Source organism: Gillisia hiemivivida, from assembly GCF_007997295.1.
Taxonomy (GTDB): Bacteria; Bacteroidota; Bacteroidia; order Flavobacteriales; family Flavobacteriaceae; genus Gillisia; species Gillisia hiemivivida.
Window position 1 is genome coordinate 26991 of sequence record NZ_VORY01000024.1, and the last position, 17431, is coordinate 44421.

Here is a 17431-nt window from a genome sequence, read left to right on the forward strand (position 1 = left end):
TTTACTCTACTTTATGTGATAAAAACGGATAGTCTTCTTGCTCGTAAACAACATCATACATCAAGCTTGCGTCTGGATAGTCTGATTCTTCTGCGAATTTTTCGCATTCAAGAACCAAATCCTTTACACGCTTGTCTATTTCCTTGATCTCTTTTTCTGTTGCGTATTTTTTATCTTTTATAACCTCTAAAATCTGGGTTATAGGATCTATTTTTTGATATTCGGCAACTTCATCTTTAGTTCTATACTTCTGTGCATCACTCATGGAATGACCTCTATACCTATAGGTTTTTAACTCCAAGAAAGTAGGTCCTTTTCCATCCCTAGCTCTCTTAATAGCTTCATCCATGGCCTCTGCAACCTTAATAGGATTCATAGCATCTACTGGACCACAAGGCATATCATAAGCTAATCCCATTTTCCAGATCTCTGTATTCTTGGAGGTTCTAGCTACAGAAGTTCCCATAGCATACCCATTATTTTCTACACAGAAAACAACTGGTAAATTCCAGTTAACAGCCATGGTTAAAGTTTCATGAAGTGAACCTTGGCGCATAGCACCATCTCCCATAAAAGTTAAGGTAACCGCATCTCTTTTGAAATACTTATCGGCAAAAGCCAATCCAGCTCCTAAAGGGATTTGTCCACCTACAATTCCATGTCCACCGTAAAAACGATGTTCTTTGGAAAATATGTGCATAGAACCTCCCAAACCTTGAGAAGTACCTGTTTTTTTACCAAATAGTTCTGCCATCACTCGTTTTGGGTCTACACCCATCCCGATTGGCTGAACGTGGTTTCTATAAGCAGTGATCATCTTATCTTTGGTAAGATCCATTGCATGCAATGATCCGGCTAAAATTGCTTCTTGACCATTATATAGGTGCAAAAAACCTCGTACTTTTTGTTGAATATATACTTGAGCTAATTTATCCTCAAACTTTCTCCAAAAAAGCATATCCTCGTACCACTTCAAATATGTGGCTTTGGTAATTTTCTTCATTTACAAATATATTTAGACCGGACACTGGTTTTTGCCTAGCGGATAACAAAAATACTGTTTTCAATAGGAATGAAAAACAGTTTTAATATTAAAAACTACTAAATCGTTATAGATTTGACTTATCAAATGCAAAAGGCAATAAATCTTTCAGAGAATTGGATTTTGCAACCTCACCACTTTCTCCCATAAAATAAATTTCTATAGGTTCATTTTGCTTGACCTCATATTCTGCAATAGCCTGCCTACATGCTCCGCAAGGTGGTATTGGAGAAGTTACAGCATGATTTAAGGAAGTAGCCGAAATTGCCATTATCTTAATAATAGCTTTAGGGTACTTGGCTCCTGCATAATAGATTGCGGTTCTCTCTGCACACAAACCACTGGGATAAGAGGCATTTTCCTGATTGCTACCGGGAATCACTTCATTATTATCTAAAAGTATGGCAGCACCAACCTGGAATTTTGAATATGGAGCATATGCTTTTTCTCGTGCTTCAACAGCTGTATTCATTAATTTTATAACTTCCGCTGGAAGTTCATCTATAGAATCGTAAATTTCTATGGATGTAGAAACAGTAATTAATTTCATTTAAATTATTTGATTTTTGTTCGTGATAGTATGGTAACCGCTTAAAATAGGTCACGTAACGAACTTTAGGAAATATACAAATTATTAATTATCGTAGAATGTTTCCCCGAAATTAAAGACTAACCCAAACCTTAGCGTTCCCTCTAAAGGGCTTACTACATTGGAGGTAGAAAACAAATAAGATACATCTATTACAACTGGCGCATATTTAAATCCGGCTCCTATTGCTACAAATTTTCTTGAACCTTTAGTATCGCTTTCATTAAAATACCCAGTTCTTAGAGTGAATTGATCCTGATAAACATACTCTGCACCCAAGGCCCAGGTAATTTCCCTCATTTCCTCACCAAATCCGTCAGGTGCATCTCCAAAAGATTTGAAAATGCCTTCGATAGAACCAATATTATTATATTCATCTTCATCTGCAACATCAATCTGTCCATCCCCATTAAAATCTTGTGGTGTTGGAACCAATAATTTATTGAATTCAAGATAAGTCCCTAATCTATTAGATGGGTCAAAAATAAAATCGAATCCTCCTCCAACTTTAAGATTGGTAGGGATAAAATTTTCCTGACCTACTTCATCATATTTAATTTTTGGACCAATGTTAGAGATATTTGCTCCTCCTCTAATTTTCCCGTCAAAATTGGAAAATACAATATTTTCACTCTGGTAGAATGCAGCTATATCTACACCAAAAGTAGAAGCTGCAGTTGCATCTTCACTGTTTATCGCCAACTTAAGATCCGATCTTAAGTAACGTCCTGCAACCGCCATAGAAAAATTATCGGCTAATCGTAAAGAATAAGAAACATCTAAAGTAAATTCGTTCGGACTCAATAATAACGCTTCATCTCCAAAGTTCTCCTGAGTTTCAATAGATCCTAAACTAAAATATCTTAAACTTGCTGCAACAGCACTTCTATCGTCAAGTCTATTAAAATAGGTAAGGTTCCCCAAAAATATATCATTAACTATACTGCTTAGATAAGGCGTGTAGGATACACCAATACCTTGTTCGCTATTTATAAATGCAAACTTAGCAGGATTCCATTGTTGAGAAAAAGCATCTGCAGAAGTTGCAACTCCCTGATCTCCCATACCAGCTGCTCTAGCATCAGCAGCAATTAACAAGAAAGGTATAGCTGTAGTTATAACCCTATCGCGTTCCTCCTGAGAGAAAACAAGTGCGTTTGACAAAAGGGAAAATCCAAGAAAAAGTATCGTAATTTTTTTCATCACATTAATTAGTCTTTAACAAATATATATTTTTATTCTTGTTAAGAGAAGTTCCTCTCATCAATTTTGCATTGAATTTTAATAGAATTAGTAAAAACCCAAGGATTCTATTATAACTACAATTTGCGGTTTTTATTGTATCTACCCACTTGTTTTAATGCGCTTAACTAAAAATATTTCAAACCTGAACTTTTAATCTTACTTTTGTGACAATATTAGATATGTCAAAAAAGTTCTAAGCCTTAAGAATATTAAGTGTTTAGCATATTTTGATTAAGATAAAATAAACTTGTATTTTTCGCGTTAATCACTATATTGCAAGGCCTAAATTACTACACAAACAGAATAAAATATGAGGACTAATGTTGCCTTTAAGACACTATTTGCTATCGCTATAGGCGCTAGCTTATTTAGTTGTAACAATTCTAGAGATTACAAAAACAACTCACGAGCTACTGGATGGGATATTAATTCTAAAGAAGGTGGTTTCCAATACAAGACAGATTATAAGGAGCAGGAAACTGGCCCTGGACTTGTTTTTGTTGAAGGTGGAACCTTTACAATGGGTAGAGTTCAGGATGACGTTATGCATGACTGGAATAACAGTCCTACTCAGCAACACGTTCAGTCCTTTTACATGGACGAAACTGAAGTCACCAACATCATGTATATGGAATACCTGGATTGGTTGAAAAATGTTTTTCCTCCAAGTGAAGAAAATTATAAAAATATTTATTCTGGTGCTGTACCAGATACTTTGGTATGGAGAAATAGACTAGGTTTCAACGAGACCATGGTAAATAACTACCTACGCCACCCGGCATATTCAAGATATCCTGTAGTTGGAGTAAACTGGATTCAGGCAACTGAATTTAGTAAATGGAGAACCAATAGGGTAAACGAATTACAATTAGAAAAAGAGGGCTATACAAAAGAAGGTGCTCGTTATACAGATGTTTCAGCAGGTACTACTTTTGATACAGAAACATATCTTAATGCACCTACCATGGCTTACGGTGGAAACGATAGTATTACACGTGGAGGTAAAAATGCCGATAAATTAGGCACTGCGAAGGACACGAGTAATGCTAAAAACATTTATATCCAACGTAAGGATGGTGTACTATTACCTGAATACAGATTGCCAACTGAAGCGGAATGGGAATATGCAGCTTTAGGATTAGTAGGCATTAGAAATTATAATGTTTACCGTGGTAGAAAAAAATACCCATGGGATGGCCAATATACTCGTTCAGGAGACGTGAAAAGACAAGGAGACCAATTAGCTAACTTTAAACAAGGTGACGGTGATTATGGCGGAATTGCAGGATGGAGTGATGACGGTGCAGATATTACTGCAGAAGTTAAGTCTTACGCAGCAAACGATCATGGTCTTTATGATATGGCCGGAAACGTAGCAGAATGGGTTGCCGATGTTTACAGACCTATTGTAGATGATGAGTTTAACGACTTTAATTACTATAGAGGAAATGTTTATACCAAAAATGCTATTAATGATGATGGTACAGTAAAAATTGTTGCGCCAGAAGGTGTAGTATATGATACTTTAAGTAGCGGTAGAATTATGGCTCGTGCCCTTCCAGGAGAAATTGCACAAGTCCCAATTAATGAAAAGGACACTTATCTTAGAACAAACTTTAACGAAAGTGACAATAGAAACTTCCGTGATGGAGATAAAAGTTCCACAAGGTATTACGAGCCCTTCAACGAGATCTCTAATCCATCTAAGAGAATGTATAACTCTCCTCAATTCAGCACAGATACAGATAGCACAGGAGCTATTAAGCCTAACTACGACGAAACTAGCAGAACTACGATGATTAGTGATGAAGTTCGTGTATATAAGGGTGGGTCATGGAGAGATAGAGCGTATTGGTTAGATCCTTCCCAAAGAAGATATTTCCCTCAAGATATGGCTACAGACTATATAGGGTTTAGAAATGCAATGTCTAGAGTTGGTTCTAAATCTAAAGACAAAAATAAGACAGCAAGAAATTAATCTCTGCGTCTTTGAATAAAGCGGTTTAAAAAGTTTATTTTTCGTTTATAATAATTGGACAGTTAGGTTTCTAATTTATTTTAAAATTTGAAAAACTACTTTTTAAACCGTTTGCTATTTAATATATTTAAGTAATGAATATTGAAACATTACATCAGCTTTTTCTTGAGAGCAAAGGCGTGGCTACAGATACTCGCGCAATTAAAACCAATCAGCTATTTTTCGCATTGAGGGGGGACAACTTTAACGGTAATTTATTTGCTGAAAAAGCACTTTCAAAAGGCGCAGGCTATGCAATTATAGATGAAGAATTAAATAAGCCGAATGATCGTTATATTTTAGTTGAAAATGTCCTAGAGACACTTCAAAAATTAAGCACCTTTCATCGGGAATTTTTAAACATTCCAATTCTAGCAATTACAGGAAGTAATGGAAAAACAACCAGTAAGGAATTAATACATGCCGTATTAAAGAAAAAGTTTGAAACGGTAGCTACAGTTGGCAATCTTAACAATCATATAGGGGTTCCTCTCAGCTTACTATCTATGAATTCCAAAACTGAATTTGGAATAGTAGAAATGGGAGCTAACCATTTAAAAGAAATCGAAAAATTATGCGAAATAGCAAGACCTAATTTTGGCTATATCACCAATTTCGGGAAAGCACATTTGGAAGGCTTTGGAAGTATAGAAGGGGTGATTTTAGGCAAAAGTGAATTATACAAGTATTTAAAGTCAAATAACGGGAAGCTGTTTTTGAACATTGATGATCCTATTCAGCAAAAGCAAACCACCTATAATAATATATTTACTTTCGGAGAATCGGTCGATTCCGACGTCGTCATTAATTATGATAGCACTAATACTTTAGCTGAAGTTCAATACAAGCAAATCAAAATTAAAAGTCAGCTTACAGGTGCCTACAATGCCATAAATATTGCCGCATCTATTTGCGTTGGGCTATACTTCAAAATATCATTAGAAAGCATTCAGAAAGCCATTATCGGCTATCTCCCAAAGAACAACCGCTCTCAAATCGTAAAACTTGGCAGCAACACTTTACTAATGGATGCGTATAACGCAAATCCAACGAGTATGAAAGCTGCATTGGAAAGTTTTAAAGCTAATCCTGCAGAAAATAAAATAGTGATCTTAGGGGATATGTTTGAGCTGGGAATTTCTTCTGAAGAAGAGCATCAGAACATCGTGAATTATCTTGAAAGTATAAATGTGTTACATGCTTATTTAGTGGGAGATAATTTTTATAAAACCACTAGTTCAAGCCATAAAATCACGAATTTAAAATCATTTTCGGATTTACAATTTAGCTTAGAAACCACAGAATTCAATAATTCCTATATTCTTATTAAGGGCTCAAGAGGTATGGCGCTAGAGCGTGTTTTAGATGTTTTAAAGTCCGCTGTCAAAAAATAATTTAGAGCTTTTTATATTGCTTTAAACCTTATTATTATTAGGGTTGGAAAGGATCAATTTCAAAAGTTGTGGGGGAATTGAAAATGGCTCAACACAAAATGTTGTAGAGTAATTAAAAATAGGAGAACTGCAAATAAAGTACACAAAAAAAGCCCTCCATAAATGGAAGGCTTTCTTTCGTGGGCAATGAGGGATTCGAACCCCCGACCCTCCCGATTTAAATCGGGATGCTCTAAACCTTTTTTTCTTCAATTAATTTTTCAATCATTAATCTACTTTTCCTTTTCTTAATTTGTAGCTCTCTGGCTTGTGCATCTGTTTTTTTAGAAAATTCTTCAGAATAAACAAGAACCCAATCTTTTGCTTTGGAAGTAAACCCTAAATGATTGTATAAGTGAGATTTTAGCCGTTCTTCAATGTTGGAAGTATGACCAACATAGTATTTATTCAATTGCCTAGAATGAAGAATGTAGAGATAAAATCGCATCAAACCAAAATACACTAAAAAAAGCCCTCCATAAATGGAAGGCTTTCTTTCGTGGGCAATGAGGGATTCGAACCCCCGACCCTCCCGATTTAAATCGGGATGCTCTAAACCTTTTTTTCTTCAATTAATTTTTCAATCATTAATCTACTTTTACATTTCTTAATTTGTAGCTCTCTGGCTTGTGCATCTGTTTTTTTAGAAAATTCTTCAGAATAAACAAGAACCCAATCTTTTGGGCTCAACACATAAAGTTGTGGAGTAACTAAAAATGGGAGAACTTTGAAATAAAAATTTTGATGTCCTCAGATTCACTATTATCCCTTGCCAACTTATTACTTCCCGAGATACTCGTTACCTACTTTGACTTAACAAAGCACAAAATCAAAGATGAGGAGCTACACTTTTATTTTACAGAACTAAACGAAATTCCTGATATGTATAGTGGGGCTAAGCTTCATTCAAAAGGCTTCTTTCCAGAAGCTACAATTCAGGATTTTCCTATACGAGGAAAGAATGTTTTTCTACACATAACGCGGCGAAGATGGCTTGATGAAGACTCAGGTAAAGCGGTTTCAAGAGATTGGCAATTAGTAGCAAAAGGAACTAGAATCACTAGTGAGTTTGCTGCTTTTTTAAAAGAGATCCATCAATAACAATGCTTCTAGTACATCGGTTGTTGCCAAGTTCTATGGCGTCAATCCAAGAAGCCTGCAAAGGCAATACAAAGATTATTTAAGCGATTTTAAAGTTTGGGATCAAAAAGGACACGCAAAGCAGTGGCTCCTGTTTGCTCAAAACTTAGGAAGCCATTTATCTCTTGACGAGACAGCTTTTTCCAATGGCGATCTATACACCATTTTGACCAATAAAAAAGCAAAAGGTAAGAAAGGAGCCTTAGTTGCAATGGTCAAAGGAACCAAAGCCGAGAACGTTATAAAAATATTACATAAAATTCCATTAAAACAGAGGAAGATGGTCAAGGAAATAACCTTGGATATGGCGGGAAATATGGGGCTCATTGTTAAAAAATCATTCCCAAACGCTACTTTAGTCATAGATCGTTTCCACGTCCAGAAACTAGCATTAGATGCATTACAGGAAATTAGGATCAAACATAGATGGAAAGCACTAGATATTGAGAATGATGCCATAGAATATGCCAGAAACAAATCCCTAAAATATACTCCAGAGTTGCTCTCCAATGGAGATACATTAAAGCAGTTACTGGCTAGAAGCAGATACCTACTCTATAAATCTAGCAATAAATGGACTGAAAATCAATCAAATAGAGCAACAATACTCTTTCAACACTACCCTGATCTAGAAAAAGCATACAAATTATGCCAAAATCTATCTTGGATATTCAACAACACAAAAGACAAAACCTCCGCATTGATTCGATTGGCTAAATGGGATGAAAAGGTTAGGCAGGCAGCATTTAAAAGCTTCAATACCATTGCTAGAACAATGTCCATACACTATAAAAACATCCTTAACTACTTCGATAACCGAAGCACTAATGCTTCAGCAGAATCATTTAACGCAAAAATTAAAGCTTTTAGAGCGCAATTCAGAGGGGTTAGGAATGTAGATTTCTTCCTGTTTAGACTAACAACAATTTTTGCATAATCTCGAAATCCCACAAGTTTTTGACTTGATCCATCTTTTGCTTTGGAAGTAAACCCTAAATGATTGTATAAGTGAGATTTTAGCCGTTCTTCAATGTTGGAAGTATGACCAACATAGTATTTATTCAATTGCCTAGAATGAAGAATGTAGAGATAAAATCGCATCAAACCAAAGTACACAAAAAAAGCCCTCCATAAATGGAAGGCTTTCTTTCGTGGGCAATGAGGGATTCGAACCCCCGACCCTCTCGGTGTAAACGAGATGCTCTGAACCAACTGAGCTAATTGCCCTATTATTAACACAATAGGATGTTATTCCAATATTTCATTAAAAAAGCTACCTTTTAAGGAAGCTTTTTAGTGGGCAATGAGGGATTCGAACCCCCGACCCCCTCGGTGTAAACGAGGTGCTCTGAACCAACTGAGCTAATTGCCCGCAAACGCTTGAATGCGGATGCAAATATAGACTAGATTTTGAATATCACAAACTAAAATTTGAAAAAAATTAATTATTTACAGATTTTAGTAAAAGTAAAATTCCTGATTAGTAGAGCCAAAATATAAACCGTGAATTAATTGATTCAGAGTCAATCTTCTAACTAAGTTATGTGAAAAGTCTTGCGCGGTTAAATAGATATAGTCGACAAAACAGAAGAATTTTGTGTTAAAGAGTGAGAATTTCAGCAACAACAAAAGTACTACCCCCAATAAAGATGAGATCATCTTCTTTTGCATTGTTCAAAGCAACTTTATAAGCTTCTTCCACGCTTTTGTATGCGCTTCCTTTTAAATGGAATTGCAAAGCTGCCTTGAGAAGTACTTTTTCATCTAGCCCTCTCGGGATATCAGGTTTACAAAAATGGTAATTTGCATCTTTAGGAAATAGAGGCAATACATCTTCCAATTTTTTGTCACTTACAAATCCAAGAACTATATGCAACCGCTTATAAGTTTCTTTTTTCAACTGAGCTATGACATATTTTAAACCTTCCTTATTGTGAGCCGTATCACATATCACTTTGGGTTTATCATGAAGTTGCTGCCATCTTCCTTGAAGCCCTGTGTTTTTAACTACAGAGAGCAAACCATCCGTAATATTTTCTGAAGAAATATTGAATCCGAGTAGCTGAAGTTCTTTCACTGCGGAATATGCTGTTATAGAATTTCTTTCTTGATAATCTCCCTTAAGATCTGATGCGAAAACTACATTTTGAGAAGAAGGTAAAAGTATCTTTGCAGATTTATTTTTAGCTATCTTTTCGAAAACTGGAAAGGTCTCGTCTTGAAACTCACCAATAACCACAGGGGTATTCGGCTTTATAATTCCGGCCTTCTCTAAAGCGATCTCCTCTAGAGTATTTCCCAATATATTAGTATGATCTAAGCCAATGTTAGTGATCACAGAAAGTACCGGATTAATAATGTTTGTAGAATCTAATCTTCCCCCTAAGCCAACTTCAATAATTGCAACATCTACTCTTTCTTTACTGAAATAACTAAAGGCCATTCCAACAGTCATTTCAAAAAAGGAAAGATTATGCTGCTCCAAATAATTCTTATTGGAATCTATGAAAGAGATAACCTCATTCTCTGGGATCTCAAGGCCATTAATTTTAATACGTTCTCTAAAATCGATAAGATGTGGGGAGGTATAGAGTCCTACTTTATATCCAGATTCTTGAAGAATGGAAGCCAGCATATGGCTCGTAGAACCCTTACCATTAGTGCCTGCAACATGAACCGTCTTAAAGGTCCTGTGAGGATTCCCTAAGAATTCTGATAAATTTATAATATTGAAAAGATCCTTTTTAAAGGCATCTGCACCTACACGTTGATACATGGGCAACTGCTGAAACATCCACTCAACAGTTTGGGAATAAGTAGACACTATTCAGATAATTTAAAATTGTAGGTAATGTATCCTGTTTGAACAGCAGGTGCATTAGAATCACTATTAAATCTTGTAGCTAAGGCAGCTTTCCTGGCTGGCTCTGTTAGACAAGTAGCACTATTGGTAGTTCCTTTTTGTCCCGGACTTGCGCTTATAACTTGTCCATTTTGATTCACTTTGATCTCTACGACCACAATTCCAGACTGATTACAATCTTGCGGAATCTTCTCCTTATTCAATGCTTTTCTCCCACCTAATCTATAATTTCCATCACCATCTAATCCTGAACCATTTCCATAATAAGAACTAGCATTGGGATCACCATCTCTGCTTCCTTTATCTCCGGCAACTCTGTCGTCCCCTTCACCCCCGGCTGCAGTCCCATCACTTTTCGGACCGTTCAAGATACTACTCATAGCATCTGTAGTAGACTTATCTGGAGTAGGATCTGGCTTCTTAGCTGGTGGTAACTTTTTAGGCTCCACCTTTTGCTCCTGAACTATAGGTTTTTTCTCTGCTTTTTTCTGAATAACCGGAGCTTCTTCAGATTCTTGAGTTACTACCTCTTCAACTTGAGTTTTAGGTTGAGCAACTACAGGAGGAGCAGATTTTTGTGGTGCAGATTTAATTGCTTCCGTAGGCTGTTTTTCTCCAGAACCCACTTCTGACGTACCAAAATTAATTGCTATTCCATTTTCTGGCGGTGGATCTAAATATTGTAACCCAAAAATTAGTAAAATAAGTATGAGCAACACGTGTATTACTACCGTGATGGTGAAAGATTTTTTTTCGTGTTTAGTATCTAGAAAGCTCACAGAGTTCTTATTATTAATTTACTTTTTCAGGCTTAACAGCAAGTACAATCTTATATTTATTTCTGTTAGCAATGTCCATAACGTTCACTGCTTTTTCTATTGGCACTCCTTCTTCAGCCCTTAATATAATTGTTGGATCTTCAACCCCTGCTAATCTAGTGATAAGCGTGCTTTCTAAAGCACTATTGCTTATTCTGTCATTATCTATATAAACCTGTAGATCTTTCGTAATACTTACAGAAAGATTAGATTTATTAGTAGTCTTCCCTTTTGCTTTTGGTAAAATAAGATCCAAAGCTTCTGGAGTGATTGTAGGAGAAGTTAACATGAAAAAGATCAATAACAGAAATACAATATCTGTCATAGAGCTCATGCTAAAATCTGCGCTTACTTTATTTCTACTTCTTAATTTCATCTTAAGCAGGTTCGTTTAATAGGTCAAGGAAATCTACTGCTGTAGCTTCCATTTGATGAACCACTTTATCTGTTTTAACCACTAAGTGGTTATAACCTATGTAAGCTATAATACCTACTATTAATCCTGCTACTGTAGTTGTCATTGCAGTATAAATACCTTCAGCAAGTGTTCCCATTTCTGCTTGACCACTACTTGTTGCCAAAGTGTGAAAGGCTAAAACCATCCCAATAACGGTTCCAAGAAATCCTATCATTGGTGCTGCCCCAGCAATGGTTGCCAAAACACTTACATTCTTCTCTAGTTTATATACTTCTAATCTTCCCGCGTTTTCAATTGCAGTGTTGATGTCCTCCAATGGGCTGCCTATTCTGGAGATACCTTTTTCAGTTAATCTTGCTACAGGAGAATTATTTTGAGCACATCTAATTTTAGCCGATTCTATATTTCCGTTTAATACGCTGTCTTTAATTTGAAGCATAAAATTTGGATCTACTTGTGTGGCGGCTTTAATTGCAAATAATCTTTCGAAATAAATGTATACGGCTACAAATAGCAGTATAAATAAAATCCCGATAATGATCTGGCCACCCAAACCACCACTCATCATTAAATCAAATAACGAAAGAGTTTTCTCTTCTACGACAGGCTCAACCTCTAGGGCTGCTTGAGCAGCGTCGGCATCTTGGAAAAAGTTTAACATAGATAAAATTAGGTTTGTTAGTGTAACGTGAGAATGTAATTTTAATTGTTGTATTGAAACTATACTAATTGTTTTAACGCGATTTCAAAAGCAGTGCTACTAATTCCTGTTTTAGAACTGTTATTATTAAATGTGTTCTGGATTGCATTTTTTATAGTAATAGAAGTATCGTTAAAAATTGCTTCATCGGTCATATATACTCGTCTTTCCATGAAATAAGCAAACACTCTCGCCATACCACAATTTGCAATAAAATCTGGTACTACACTTACTTTTTCATCTGCATATTCCATAATAGGGCCAAAGAAAATTTCTTTATCTGCAAAGGGAACATTCGCTCCACTCGAGATCATTTCTAATCCACCAACAATTAGTCTTTCCACTTGGTCTTTAGTTACTAACCTAGATGCTGCACAAGGAGCAAATATGTCGGCATTCAGATCCCAAATTTTATCGTTGATCTCTTCAAAAGGAATCAAGTTTGGATGTTTCAATGTATTCCCATCCTTATTAAGGAACAATTCTTTTATTTCTTCAAAAGAAAACCCGTCTTCATTTATCAATCCTCCAACACGATCTATAATTCCTATTACTTTAACCCCCATATGAGATAAGTAATAAGCCGCTGCAGATCCTACATTTCCAAATCCCTGAACAATCGCTTTCTTTCCTTTTACATCTCCACCATAAATTGAATAGTAATGCTTTACAGCTTCAGCAACCCCGTAACCAGTGATCATATCGGCAACAGTATATTTTCTAGATACATCTGGGGAATAAGTTGAATTTTCAAGAACCTTTATCACTCCTTGACGTAACTGTCCAATTCTATTGATCTTATCTGCCTCAGTTGGTTGAAAATGCCCATTAAAAACACCTTCCTGAGGATGCCATACACCACAATTTTCAGTTATTGGAATAACTTCATGAATTTCATCTACATTCAAATCCCCTCCAGTTCCATAATAGCTTTTCAATAATGGAGAAACCGCTTTATACCATCTTTCCAAAACACCCTTTTTTCTTGGGTCACTTGGATCGAAATTAATACCTGATTTTGCTCCTCCAATTGCTGGTCCAGAAACGGTGAACTTCACCTCCATAGTTTTAGCAAGAGAAAGAACCTCGTTTATATCCAGTCCCTTTCTCATTCTGGTTCCACCACCGGCAGCTCCACCTCTAAGAGAATTTATTACTGTCCAACCTTCCGCTTCGGTTTCCGCATCTTTCCAGTTAAAAACAATTTCAGGTTCCTTATTTTCGTATAAATCGAGTAACTCTTTCATATAATTCAGTTTGAACGCAAATATAAAAAACAAAACCGCCCCTATTGGGAAAATTATAAAATATTAGGGGTCATAAACTAAGCCTGCACAATGATCATTTTCTGCTCCTGTTACAGAACTCAATACATTTATCTCTTCTCGTAATTTTAGCACTCCTAAGAACCCAAAAATCACGGCTTCTTTAAAATTTATAATTTCTGAAATTGGAATAAAGATCTTAGCAGTTGTCTTTTGTTGAAGAAGTTCCATTAAAAAATCATTAAAGGCACCGCCGCCGGTAACTAAGACTTCAACTTCAGGATCGTCTTTTATATTTTTTACTATTTCTGAAGCTATATGCTGGCAATACGTATTCAATATTGAAGGAATATCTTCTTCAAAATCCTTCAAAACTGGTAAAACCGAGGTGTTCACCCATTCTATACCTAAAGATTTAGGGGAGGCCAATTTATAAAAAGCAAGAGTCTCCAAGTGTTTATTTAAGTCAGGATTAAATTTCCCACTGCGTGCGATCTTACCAGCTTTGTCATAATCAAACCCTAGTTTTTCAGAATAATAATTAAGCACGGTATTTACGGCGCAAATATCATAAGCTATTCTTACTCCTTCTTTCTTGTTAGAGATATTGGCAAACCCACCCAAATTCAAACAATACGTATATTGTGCAAATAACAGCTCATCTCCTATTGGCACTAAGGGTGCACCTTGGCCACCCAAAGCCACATCTTGAACCCGAAAATCACAGATCACCGTTTCTTCAACCAGTTCTGCCAGATGTGGAAGGTTCCCTATTTGTAGAGTTAAACCATTCTCAGGTTCATGTTTAATGGTATGCCCATGACTGCAAACAGCATCCAATCCTTCGATTTTATTTTTCTGAATGAATGCTGTGATTAAATCGGCTAAATAATCTGTATACTTTTCATCCAACTCCATTAACTCAATTGGTGATAAATTGAATGCGGTGCTCAATTTTTCTTTCCACGAATTGGAATAAGCGATGGTCTCTGCCTTCAATATTTTGAAGTCCCAATGCGCTCCTTTTGTAAAATGCACCCATGCTATATCTACTCCATCTAAAGAAGTACCAGACATAATGCCTAAAACCTTATACTCGTTTCTTTCCATATTCGTAAAATTAATTATTCTTAATTGAATATTAGGGGTCAAAAAGGTATCTTTGTGCACTTTAAAAAAATGAAATTTTAAAATAAATTACCTGATGGATTTTAAACTTACAGAAGAGCATATAATGATTCGTGATGCTGCCAGAGATTTCGCTAATAATGAACTTTTACCGGGAGTAATTGAAAGAGATGATAAGCAAGAGTTTCCAACCGAGCAGATAAAAAAAATGGGGGAGCTAGGTTTCATGGGAATGATGGCCTCTCCAGAATATGGTGGTGGCGGAATGGATACGGTTTCTTACGTACTTGCAATGGAAGAGATCTCCAAGATAGATGCTTCTGCATCTGTTGTTATGTCTGTAAATAATTCTTTGGTTTGCTGGGGTCTAGACACCTTTGGTAACAAGGAACAAAAAGAAAAATACCTAACAAAGTTAACTACTGGTGAATCTATAGGTGCGTTCTGTCTTTCTGAACCAGAAGCAGGGAGTGATGCCACTTCACAACAAACTACTGCAATAGACCATGGGGATCATTATATCTTAAACGGCACCAAAAACTGGATCACCAATGGAAGAACTGCAGATTTCTATTTAGTAATTGCACAAACAGACCGTGAGAAGAAACATAAAGGAATTAATGCTTTTATTGTTGAAAAAACCTGGGAAGGTTTTGAAATTGGACCCAAAGAGAACAAATTAGGAATTAGAGGAAGTGATACCCATTCTTTAGTTTTTAATGATGTGAAAGTTCCAAAAGAGAACAGAATTGGGGAAGATGGTTTCGGATTTAAATTCGCTATGAAAACATTAGCAGGTGGAAGAATTGGAATTGCTGCCCAAGCTTTAGGGATTGCAGGTGGAGCTTACGAGTTAGCTTTAAAATATTCTAAAGAACGTAAAGCTTTTGGAACCGAAATTTGTAATCATCAAGCGATCGCTTTTAAGTTAGCAGATATGCATGTTTCCATTGAAGCTGCTAGATTGTTAGTAATGAAAGCTGCTGTAGATAAAGATAATGCTGGAAATTACGACTTATCTGGAGCAATGGCAAAACTCTATGCTTCTCAAGTAGCTATGGACGTTTCTGTTGAAGCAGTACAAGTACACGGTGGAAATGGGTTTGTAAAAGATTATCATGTAGAACGTATGATGCGTGATGCAAAGATCACTCAGATCTACGAAGGAACTTCAGAAATCCAAAAAATTGTGATCTCCAGAAGTATCATCAACGGATAATCCCAAATTATATAAATACAAAAAGCAGCTCTTTCGAGCTGCTTTTCTTTTTTAGATTGGTTACTGATTATTTATCAGAAATGATGTTTTTAGTAAATACATCTCTGTCTGTTTTCACTTTTACAATGTACACTTGACTTGTTCTCGTTCTAAAGTCCAGATTCAAGTTAGTAACATCTCCCTTAGATACTTTTTTCGCTTTATAGGTACTTAACAACCTTCCTTGCATATCAAAGAATTGAATACTCACATCAGATTTATAATCAAACTCATATTTGATATTCAATGTTTCTCTGAATGGTACTGGATAAGCGCTGAAGCTAGCAGTAAACGCAGCTTTATTGTTTTTGCCTGGTTTAGTAACTACTATGTTACTAAGACTTGCGGTAGAGCATGTCACTTCTGCGCCTCCAAACGTTTGAGAGCTTGAATTACTGGTGACAGAATTTCCATTACAAGCCACTCCATGAACAATAACATATACGTCTCCCATCGCTGGAATTGGACCTACTTTAAAGTTTTGAACATTACCTCCTAGACTAGGATTAAAATTATATTGTCCAGGAGCCACAGTAGGCTTGCCATTGTTGACAGGATATTTTTCACATCCAATATATACATGTGCCTCGCTCAAAATAAAACCAGGAAGCATATTATATTCTACTGAAATGGATCCACCTTCGTACACAATTGTAGCGGTACCGGCTTCGGTTCCCTTATCTGTATTACACTTGGCTGCTCCTCTATAAAGAGTTAAGGTGGTAGAACCACTGTTCTCTTCAATTAGATTAGTCCATCCCCATCTGTTATTTTTAATCTCAGGAATGTCCAAGAAACATTGGCTAACTGCCTCATTAAATCCGAACACAGTTCCACATTCTGTAACACATGTTGGTTCTATTAAAGTAATTGCGGTTTGGCCCGAAAGACATCCATCATTACTTTTTGCAAAAACAGAATAAGCACCAGGACCATAGCCAGTGAACCCACCTATAGGATAGTCCATGAATGAGGCATCAGGTATATCTGCAAGCACAACAGGTACTTCTGAAGTCAGCAAGATTGCAAACCTTAAGCCTGTCGTTCTGGAGGTTACCAAAATTGTGCCTTTTAAAGTTTCGCAATCAGGATCTACATCTTCAACAATAGGGTTTAAAGGTGAATCAAAAATTCTTCCAGTTGTAAACTCATAATCTGTAGTACACAATGTTACCTTATCTCTGGCAGTTAAAACATACTCTGTTTCCTGATCAAGATCAGTATAAGCTCCTAGATAATCTCCGAAGGTTCCGGGACTTCCAGCAGATTTTTTCCATAAGCTGAATTCCAATCCTGCTGTATCACTATTCACAGCAATTGATGGAGCTTCCGCCAAACAGTCAATATTTGGTATTTGAGTAGTGAATTCTGGGTTAGGATTGATTGTAATACTAACTGTTGTATTATCTGATTCGCATTCTGAATCAGGATCTTCAGGGCCTACAGTATATGTAAATACATAAGTGCCAGCTCCAAATCCACTTAAATCGATTGGACTAGATACCGAACCATCGG

At 36.2% G+C, this 17431-nt stretch carries 16 protein-coding genes, 2 tRNA genes and 1 pseudogene; 5 read left to right on the forward strand and 14 right to left on the reverse strand.

Going from position 1 to position 17431, the window contains the following annotated elements; genetic code table 11:
- Position 1: 1 nt before the first annotated feature.
- The 3 genes from pdhA to porV form a co-directional block, all read right to left on the reverse strand.
- Positions 2 to 1003 carry a pyruvate dehydrogenase (acetyl-transferring) E1 component subunit alpha gene (pdhA, locus tag ES724_RS14535; protein ID WP_146934191.1) on the reverse strand — a complete coding sequence of 334 codons (1002 nt, stop codon included), beginning with the start codon at positions 1001 to 1003 and terminating at the stop codon, positions 2 to 4.
- A 106-nt stretch (positions 1004 to 1109) separates the two neighbouring features.
- Complete coding sequence (gene cdd / locus ES724_RS14540) at positions 1110 to 1592, reverse strand: cytidine deaminase (protein ID WP_146934194.1); 483 nt, start codon at positions 1590 to 1592, stop codon at positions 1110 to 1112.
- Positions 1593 to 1676: 84 nt separating this feature from the next.
- On the reverse strand, positions 1677 to 2834 hold the full coding sequence (gene porV / locus ES724_RS14545) for a type IX secretion system outer membrane channel protein PorV (protein ID WP_146934197.1): 1158 nt from the start codon (positions 2832 to 2834) through the stop codon (positions 1677 to 1679).
- Between the two features lie 352 nt (positions 2835 to 3186).
- On the opposite strand from porV, the gene gldJ reads away from it, so the two are divergent.
- Positions 3187 to 4854, forward strand: coding sequence for a gliding motility lipoprotein GldJ (gldJ, locus tag ES724_RS14550; protein ID WP_146934200.1), 1668 nt, complete (start codon positions 3187 to 3189; stop codon positions 4852 to 4854).
- Positions 4855 to 4988: 134 nt separating this feature from the next.
- Positions 4989 to 6287 carry a UDP-N-acetylmuramoyl-tripeptide--D-alanyl-D-alanine ligase gene (locus ES724_RS14555; RefSeq protein ID WP_146934203.1) on the forward strand — a complete coding sequence of 433 codons (1299 nt, stop codon included), beginning with the start codon at positions 4989 to 4991 and terminating at the stop codon, positions 6285 to 6287.
- A 232-nt stretch (positions 6288 to 6519) separates the two neighbouring features.
- Here the strand turns inward: ES724_RS14555 and ES724_RS14560 are convergent, their stop codons facing one another.
- Complete coding sequence (locus tag ES724_RS14560) at positions 6520 to 6738, reverse strand: GIY-YIG nuclease family protein (RefSeq protein ID WP_246136887.1); 219 nt, start codon at positions 6736 to 6738, stop codon at positions 6520 to 6522.
- A gap of 332 nt (positions 6739 to 7070) precedes the next feature.
- On the opposite strand from ES724_RS14560, the gene ES724_RS14565 reads away from it, so the two are divergent.
- The gene (locus ES724_RS14565; RefSeq protein ID WP_146934208.1) at positions 7071 to 7427 is read left to right on the forward strand and encodes an ISAon1 family transposase N-terminal region protein; all 357 of its coding nucleotides are present in this window, start codon (positions 7071 to 7073) and stop codon (positions 7425 to 7427) included.
- Positions 7428 to 7482: 55 nt separating this feature from the next.
- Positions 7483 to 8403 (forward strand): ISAon1 family transposase, encoded by a 921-nt coding sequence (locus tag ES724_RS14570; RefSeq protein WP_317129759.1) that lies wholly within the window; start codon positions 7483 to 7485, stop codon positions 8401 to 8403.
- Positions 8404 to 8444: 41 nt separating this feature from the next.
- On the opposite strand, the pseudogene ES724_RS16800 reads toward ES724_RS14570, so the two are convergent.
- The 9 genes and pseudogenes from ES724_RS16800 to ES724_RS14615 all read right to left on the reverse strand — a co-directional run.
- Positions 8445 to 8567, reverse strand: a pseudogene (locus ES724_RS16800) (GIY-YIG nuclease family protein); the annotation flags it as partial.
- Between the two features lie 51 nt (positions 8568 to 8618).
- Positions 8619 to 8693 (reverse strand) — tRNA-Val (locus tag ES724_RS14580).
- Between the two features lie 70 nt (positions 8694 to 8763).
- Positions 8764 to 8838, reverse strand: a tRNA-Val gene (locus ES724_RS14585).
- A 228-nt stretch (positions 8839 to 9066) separates the two neighbouring features.
- A complete protein-coding gene (locus tag ES724_RS14590; RefSeq protein WP_146934238.1) occupies positions 9067 to 10260 on the reverse strand; it encodes a bifunctional folylpolyglutamate synthase/dihydrofolate synthase in 1194 nt (397 codons plus the stop codon).
- 29 nt (positions 10261 to 10289) lie between these two features.
- Positions 10290 to 11108, reverse strand: coding sequence for an energy transducer TonB (locus ES724_RS14595; RefSeq protein ID WP_146934217.1), 819 nt, complete (start codon positions 11106 to 11108; stop codon positions 10290 to 10292).
- Positions 11109 to 11121: 13 nt separating this feature from the next.
- Positions 11122 to 11523, reverse strand: a complete 402-nt coding sequence (locus ES724_RS14600; protein ID WP_146934219.1) for an ExbD/TolR family protein — start codon at positions 11521 to 11523, stop codon at positions 11122 to 11124.
- A 1-nt stretch (position 11524) separates the two neighbouring features.
- Positions 11525 to 12226 (reverse strand): MotA/TolQ/ExbB proton channel family protein, encoded by a 702-nt coding sequence (locus ES724_RS14605; RefSeq protein WP_146934222.1) that lies wholly within the window; start codon positions 12224 to 12226, stop codon positions 11525 to 11527.
- 59 nt (positions 12227 to 12285) lie between these two features.
- The gene (locus ES724_RS14610) at positions 12286 to 13512 is read right to left on the reverse strand and encodes a Glu/Leu/Phe/Val dehydrogenase dimerization domain-containing protein (protein WP_146934225.1); all 1227 of its coding nucleotides are present in this window, start codon (positions 13510 to 13512) and stop codon (positions 12286 to 12288) included.
- 63 nt (positions 13513 to 13575) lie between these two features.
- The gene (locus ES724_RS14615) at positions 13576 to 14640 is read right to left on the reverse strand and encodes an anhydro-N-acetylmuramic acid kinase (RefSeq protein ID WP_146934228.1); all 1065 of its coding nucleotides are present in this window, start codon (positions 14638 to 14640) and stop codon (positions 13576 to 13578) included.
- 94 nt (positions 14641 to 14734) lie between these two features.
- Between ES724_RS14615 and ES724_RS14620 the strand changes: the two genes are divergently transcribed.
- Entirely contained in the window at positions 14735 to 15877 is a 1143-nt protein-coding gene (locus tag ES724_RS14620) for an acyl-CoA dehydrogenase (protein ID WP_146934231.1), read from the forward strand.
- 67 nt (positions 15878 to 15944) lie between these two features.
- On the opposite strand, the gene ES724_RS14625 is transcribed toward ES724_RS14620, so the two are convergent.
- Positions 15945 to 17431: T9SS type A sorting domain-containing protein (locus tag ES724_RS14625; RefSeq protein WP_146934234.1), on the reverse strand; the 1487-nt coding region annotated here is incomplete at its 5' end.

Coding starts and splice junctions, on each gene's coding strand:
- pdhA (WP_146934191.1), bottom strand. CDS start 1,003: ATGAAGAAAATTACCAAAGCCACATATTTGAAGTGGTACGAGGATATG.
- cdd (WP_146934194.1), bottom strand. CDS start 1,592: ATGAAATTAATTACTGTTTCTACATCCATAGAAATTTACGATTCTATA.
- porV (WP_146934197.1), bottom strand. CDS start 2,834: ATGAAAAAAATTACGATACTTTTTCTTGGATTTTCCCTTTTGTCAAAC.
- gldJ (WP_146934200.1), top strand. CDS start 3,187: ATGAGGACTAATGTTGCCTTTAAGACACTATTTGCTATCGCTATAGGC.
- ES724_RS14555 (WP_146934203.1), top strand. CDS start 4,989: ATGAATATTGAAACATTACATCAGCTTTTTCTTGAGAGCAAAGGCGTG.
- ES724_RS14565 (WP_146934208.1), top strand. CDS start 7,071: ATGTCCTCAGATTCACTATTATCCCTTGCCAACTTATTACTTCCCGAG.
- ES724_RS14590 (WP_146934238.1), bottom strand. CDS start 10,260: ATGTTTCAGCAGTTGCCCATGTATCAACGTGTAGGTGCAGATGCCTTT.
- ES724_RS14600 (WP_146934219.1), bottom strand. CDS start 11,523: ATGAAATTAAGAAGTAGAAATAAAGTAAGCGCAGATTTTAGCATGAGC.
- ES724_RS14605 (WP_146934222.1), bottom strand. CDS start 12,226: ATGTTAAACTTTTTCCAAGATGCCGACGCTGCTCAAGCAGCCCTAGAG.
- ES724_RS14610 (WP_146934225.1), bottom strand. CDS start 13,512: ATGAAAGAGTTACTCGATTTATACGAAAATAAGGAACCTGAAATTGTT.
- ES724_RS14615 (WP_146934228.1), bottom strand. CDS start 14,640: ATGGAAAGAAACGAGTATAAGGTTTTAGGCATTATGTCTGGTACTTCT.
- ES724_RS14620 (WP_146934231.1), top strand. CDS start 14,735: ATGGATTTTAAACTTACAGAAGAGCATATAATGATTCGTGATGCTGCC.